5 protein-coding genes are annotated in these 5,909 nt (G+C 69.7%); 3 read left to right on the top strand and 2 right to left on the bottom strand.

Annotated elements, in window-relative coordinates; translation table 11 throughout:
- Positions 1–995 (bottom strand): MFS transporter (locus Q0379_RS01455; protein ID WP_299003504.1); only part of this gene is annotated, 995 nt, incomplete at its 3' end.
- A 91-nt stretch (positions 996–1,086) separates the two neighbouring features.
- On the opposite strand from Q0379_RS01455, the gene Q0379_RS01450 reads away from it, so the two are divergent.
- Positions 1,087–1,800, top strand: coding sequence for an extensin family protein (locus tag Q0379_RS01450; protein WP_299003502.1), 714 nt, complete (start codon positions 1,087–1,089; stop codon positions 1,798–1,800).
- Positions 1,801–1,807: 7 nt separating this feature from the next.
- Here Q0379_RS01450 and Q0379_RS01445 read toward each other — a convergent pair whose 3' ends face one another.
- Positions 1,808–2,293, bottom strand: coding sequence for an SRPBCC family protein (locus Q0379_RS01445; RefSeq protein WP_299003500.1), 486 nt, complete (start codon positions 2,291–2,293; stop codon positions 1,808–1,810).
- 335 nt (positions 2,294–2,628) lie between these two features.
- Between Q0379_RS01445 and Q0379_RS01440 the strand changes: the two genes are divergently transcribed.
- Entirely contained in the window at positions 2,629–3,393 is a 765-nt protein-coding gene (locus Q0379_RS01440; RefSeq protein WP_299003498.1) for an SDR family oxidoreductase, read from the top strand.
- Between the two features lie 318 nt (positions 3,394–3,711).
- A partial coding sequence (locus tag Q0379_RS01435; protein ID WP_299003496.1) for an ATP-binding protein occupies positions 3,712–5,909 on the top strand: 2,198 nt, incomplete at its 3' end.

The raw sequence follows: 5,909 nt of genomic DNA, 5'->3' as shown, positions 1-5,909 counted from the left end.
ACGACGCCCAGCCGCACGAAGCGGCCGTCGCGCTCGGCCGGGACCTTGCCGACCAGCAGGGCGCAGAGCGTCCAGCCCGCGGCGATCGCGCCGACCACATAGCCCGCCAGCAGCGGCGAGGCCTGGTGCTGGGCCTGGATGAAGGCCGGGCCATAGACGGTGAAGCCGATCACGGCCGCCTCGGTCGAGAAGATGGTCAAGAGGCCCAGGCCGGTGGCCGTTGAGAGGTCGGCGGCGCTCCTGGGCAGCAGTCGGTCGTGCGTGCGCGCGTTGACGGCCAGCATGGCCGCCATGCCGATGACACCGCCGATCGCCAGACTGACCGCCAGGCGCGGCGCGGCGACGACGCCAGCCGCGCCGATCAGGCTGACGGCCAGCACCAGCAGGGCCAGCTGTGGGACCGGCACGCGGCCCCGGGCGGCGTCGCCCTTGTCGGCGGGCAGCATGACCATGACGGCCGCTATGAAGATGATCGCCTGAACGACGAACATCCAGAACGCTCCCCGCCAGAAGCCGACGGCGGCGAACAGCCCGCCCAGAGTCGGACCGAGCAAGGTGGCCGCGCCCCAGACGCCCGCCACCGCGCCATAGACGCGCGGCCACAGACTCTCGGGGAACAGGGCGGTGATGGCGACGTAGCAGAGGGCCACGACCGCGCCGGCGCCCAAGCCTTGGACGAGGCGGCCGAGAATGAAGGTGACGAACTCGGGGGCCAGGGCGCTCATGGCGCAGCCGATGGCATAGACTAGGCCGCTGAACGCCGTCGCCCGGCGCAGCCCGAACGCCAGCGACAGCTTGCCCGAGCAGGCGCCGGCCACGATCGATCCGGTCAGATAGGCCGCCACCGACCAGCCGAAATAGGCGTAGCCGCCGATGTCGCGCGCGACGCTGGGCATGATCGTCGCCGTCACCAGGGTGTCGGCGGCGTTCAGCCAGATGCCCAGGCACAGGAGGGCGAAGCGTGGCGCGAGGGCCTTGTCGATCGTCAAACGCATGCCGGTAGGGCCATCTCCGCCGAAGAGCGACAGCCTGTACGGCGCCGGCGCTCGCAAGTGAACCCATGCAGCGGCCCTTCGTTGGACCCTCGTGAAACCGGTATCCTCCGAAGCGCTGGCCCTCGCCGGTTTGTGGACGCTCCTCCTGGAGGCGGTCCTGGCCGGCATGCTGCTGCTGATCCTGATCGACCGGATCGCCCCGTCGCAGGACCTGCCGTGGCGGCCGTTCTCACTGAACCAGCCGATCGGCCTGGCGACCGCGGGCAAGCTGTCGCGGATCGCGGCCGATCCCGCGGCTTGCCGGACGGCGCTGCGGGAGGGCGGATTGAGCGTTGTGGACCAGCCGGTAAAGGATGACGGCTTCTGCTCGACGCGGGACACGGTGCGGGCGTCCGGCAAGCTCTCGCCCGCCGCCCCGGTCATGACCTGTCCGATGGCCCTGCGCTACGCCCTGTGGGAGCGGCAGGTGGTGGCGCCGGCGGCCCGCGAGCGGCTGGGCCAGGCGGTGGTCCGGGTCGACCACCTGGGGACCTACGCTTGCCGCACGATCTATGGCCGCCCCGGCGAGCGGCCCAGCGAGCACGCCCGCGCCAACGCCCTCGACATCGCCGGCTTCCGCCTGGCCGATGGGCGTCGTATCACCGTGGCCCGAGACTACCGCCGCGACACCGACGAAGGCCGCTTCGTCCGCGCGGTCCGCGATGGCGCCTGCCGGGTGTTCGGCGTGGTGCTGAGCCCGGACTACAACGCCGCCCACGCGGACCACCTGCACCTGAACCCAGCAGGCTACAGCCTGTGCCGGTGAGCTGGTCCTAGAGCGTCTTCGCCAGCGCCGTCAGCTGATCCGTCGCGATCCCCCAACCTTCGTGGAAGCCCATTTTCTCGTGGGTGTCGCGGTCCTCGACGGTCCAGTGGCGGGCCACGGCGCGGTAGCGGGTCTTGCCGCCGCCCAGATCCTCGAAGGTGACGATGCCGACCATGAAGGGCTTCTCCGACGGCCTCCAGGTCACGGTGAAGGCGTCGGTGAAGACCAGCTTCTCGTTCGGGATCACTTCCAGATAGACACCCGGCTGCGGCATGCGCTCGCCGTTCGGGCCGTTCATGACGAGGTAGCTGTTGCCGCCGGTGCGGACGTCCTGGCGCACGTCCGAGACATACCAGGGCTTGGGGCAGAACCACTGGACCAGCAGTTCGGGCGAGGTCCAGCACCGGTAGAGCGTCTCGCGCGGGACATCGATGATCCGTTCCAGGACGAGGTCGCGATCTTCCGAAGTCGCGGGGGCGGTGTCGAGGGGCATGGGGCGTCTCCTTGCGGTTGCCATCTTGCCTCAAGGACGGGCCGATGGGGCGGGGGCCGACAGTCAGGCGACAAAAATCCAACGAAGCAACATTCCCGCCTTCCTGGGCCTTGTGCCCAGGACCCATGCTGACGGCGGGCTCTGACGGCGAAGGGGTGCGAAGTTGGAAGGCCTAGGGCTCGCTTGAACCTCTGAGGGGCGGAACGATGGGTCCTGGGCGCGAGGCCCAGGAAGGCGGGCTTAGAGTTTGTCGCTCACGCGAAGCTAGCCTTGACCCGCCCCCGCGCCCGCCGCACTGTGTCCGATATTCAAACAAGCGTTTTAGGGAGCGCGCCATGAGCCTCTTCGACCTTTCCGGCAAGGTGGCGATCATCACCGGGTCCTCGCGGGGGATCGGCCGGGCGATCGCCGAGCGGATGGCCGAGCACGGGGCCAAGGTGGTGATCTCCTCGCGCAAGGCGGGGCCGTGCGAGGAGGTGGCGGCCGCCCTCAACGCCAAGCACGGCGCGGGGACGGCCATCGCGGTCCCGGCCAACATCGCGTCGAAGGAAGAGCTGCAGAACCTGGTCGACGAGACCCGCAAGGCGTTCGGCCGCGTGGACGTCTGCGTCTGCAACGCCGCCAGCAATCCCTATTACGGCCCGATGGAGGGGATCAGCGACGACCAGTTCCGCAAGATCCTGGACAACAACATCATCAGCAACCACTGGCTGATCGGCATGGTCGCGCCGGAGATGCGGGCCCGCAAGGACGGGTCGATCATCATCGTCTCGTCGATCGGCGGCCTGCGCGGCAACGCGATCATCGGCGCGTACAACATCTCCAAGGCGGCCGACTTCCAGCTGGCCCGCAACCTGGCCCACGAGTTCGGGCCCGACAACGTGCGGGTCAACTGCATCGCGCCCGGCCTGATCCGCACCGACTTCGCCCGCGCCCTGTGGGAGAACCCCGAGACCTTGAAGCGCTCCACCCAGGGCGTGCCGCTGCGCCGGATCGGCGAGCCGGACGAGCTGGCCGGGGCGGCGGTGTACCTGGCTTCGAAGGCCGGCAGCTTCATGACCGGACAGGCGCTGGTCGTGGACGGCGGGGCGACGATCTGACGAACCCGCCACCCGGCCTCCCCGGCGAAGGCCGGGGTCCAGATCGAACTCACGCGGGTGGGAAGCCTTGGTTCGGCGAGGGGCGCGAGCGCACAAACCTTTTGGGATTTATCTGGGCCCCGGCATTCGCCGGGGAGATCGGAAGAGGAAGGGCGACGATCTGACGCCGCGCGCCGGGCGATAGGCTTAACGCGTCCTACATCAGTTCCCGCGAAGGGTTGACCCGGGATTCCGGGATATTCGTTTGTGCGTCGGCTACTGATTTCACTCGTCCTGCTGGGGGCTTTGGCGGCGGGGAGCGTCCAGGCGCAACCGGGCGTGCCCCTGGACCAACGCCTGGACCAGCTGAGCCGCAAGATCGGCGTCGATACCGTCCATCCGTCTTCAGACAACCAGGACGTCGAGCGCGCCGGCGAGGCGGCGCTGAAGGAGCGCGGCCGCGAGCGGCTCTACGATCTCTGGCGCGTGCTTTACGCCTACAAGAGCAATCAGGTCCGCCGGCGGTTCGAGCCGTGGGTCGAGCGGGTCCAAGCCGTGGCGCGCCGCGACCATGATCCGGCCTTGGCCGCGCTGGCCGACCTGCAGACGATCGCTCTGCGCCATGAGACGCAAGGCTTCCGCGCCTTCACCGACGCCGACTGGACCCGGTTCATGGAGCGCTCGGGTCCCGACATTCGCCTGATGGCGGGGATCGAGCGGGTCCGGCACCTGGGCCAGGTGGGGCGTTGGCGCGAGGCCGCCCGGCTGGCGACCGAATTGACCAACGAGGCCGAGCGGCGGGACCGGATCGTCCAGCCGGTACTGGCCGAGCTGCATCAGATCCACAGCTACACCCTGTCCGACATGGGCGACAAGGAAGGCGCGCTGGAGCACATGACCCGCGCGGTGGAGCTCGACGAGGGCGACGCCTTCTTCATCCGCAAGACCGAGCGCCTCTACGACATCGCCTACACCGCCGCCGACCTGGGCGCGATCGACCAGGCGCGCCGGTTCGCGGCCCTGCATCACCGCTGGGCGGCCAGCGTGGGCAATGCGGACCTGGTGACCTGGGACCGCTACCTCTGCGCCAAGATCGCCGGCCTGGCCGATCAGCCTCAGGAAGTCCTCAACTGCCTGGCCGAAGCCAAGGCGCTGATCGACCGGCCGGAACGACGTCTTCAGGTGGTCATGCTGAGCCGCCGGGCCACGGCCTTGGCGCAACTGGGCCAGGCCGCGGCGGCGCGCGCCGATCTTCAGCGGATGCAGGCCGTCCCGGACGTCCTGGGGCCGCGCGACCTCGCCGCCGAAGCCTTGATCAAGGCCTATATCGACCAGGCCGAGGGCCGTTCGGCCGAGGCTTTCCGGGAGCTCGACGCCTGGCGCAAGGGCGAGGCCCTGCGCGTCGCCCGCCAGAACGCCCGCAACGTCGCCGAGATGTCAGCGGCCCTGGATGGCGAGTTGCGCGCCAAGCGGGATGAAAGCCGCCGCCTGGCCGAGCAGGTCCGCCTGTCGCGCAGCCTGGTCCGCGCCTCGGTCGTCATCGCCCTGCTGCTGGCGGTGCTGGTGGCCGGCGGGGTGGGCTGGGCGCTTCACCAGCGCCGGGCGTCGGGCCGCCTGAAAGGCGCCCAGGAACGCGCCGAGGCAGCCAACCAGGCCAAGTCCGCCTTCCTGGCCGTGATGAGCCACGAGCTGCGCACGCCGCTGAACGGCATGCTGGGCTTGGCCCAGGCGCTGCGCACCGAGACCCTGACCCCCGAGCAGCGCGAGCAGGTCGACCTGATCCTCGACAGCGGCGACACCCTGCTGGTGCTGCTGAACGACATTCTCGACCTCTCCAAGATCGAGGCCGGCAAGCTGGAGATCGCCCCGACCACGGGCGACCTCGTCGGCAGCTGCGCGCGGCTGGTCGGCGGCTATCAGCCCACGGCCCGCGAGAAGGGCGTGGCCCTGTCGTTCCGGCTCGAGAGCGCCCCGCCCGGCCCGCTGATGTTCGACGGCGTGCGCGTGCGTCAGTGCCTGACCAACCTGGTCTCCAACGCCCTGAAGTTCACCAGCGAAGGCAAGGTCGAGGTGGGCCTGGCCTGCTATCCGGAGGATGACGGCCGGGTGCGGGTGCGCCTGCGGGTGTCCGACACCGGCATCGGCATGAGCGAGGAGACCATCGCCAAGCTGTTCCGGCCCTTCACCCAGGCCGACGCCTCGACCACCCGCAACTTCGGCGGCACGGGGCTGGGCCTCAACATCACCCGCCGCCTGGTCAAGATGATGCGGGGCGAGATCAAGGTCGAAAGCGAGGAAGGCCGCGGCTCGATCTTCACGATCGAGATGCTGGTCGATCCGGCCGAGCCGATCGAGGCGACCGCCGGCGCCGAGGACGCCGCCGACTCGACCGAGGGCTTCGCCGCCCTGCATGGCCGGCGGGTCCTGGTGGTCGACGACCATCCGGTCAATCGCCGGGTCATCCGCCTGTTCCTGGAGCCGTTCGACTGCGAGCTGGTCGAGGCCGAGAACGGCCAGGTCGCGCTGGACGTGTTGGC

Source organism: uncultured Caulobacter sp. (assembly GCF_937900395.1).
GTDB lineage: Bacteria > Pseudomonadota > Alphaproteobacteria > Caulobacterales > Caulobacteraceae > Caulobacter.
Note: the sequence above shows the minus strand (reverse complement) of the source record. Positions and strands in the feature narration are given on the sequence as shown.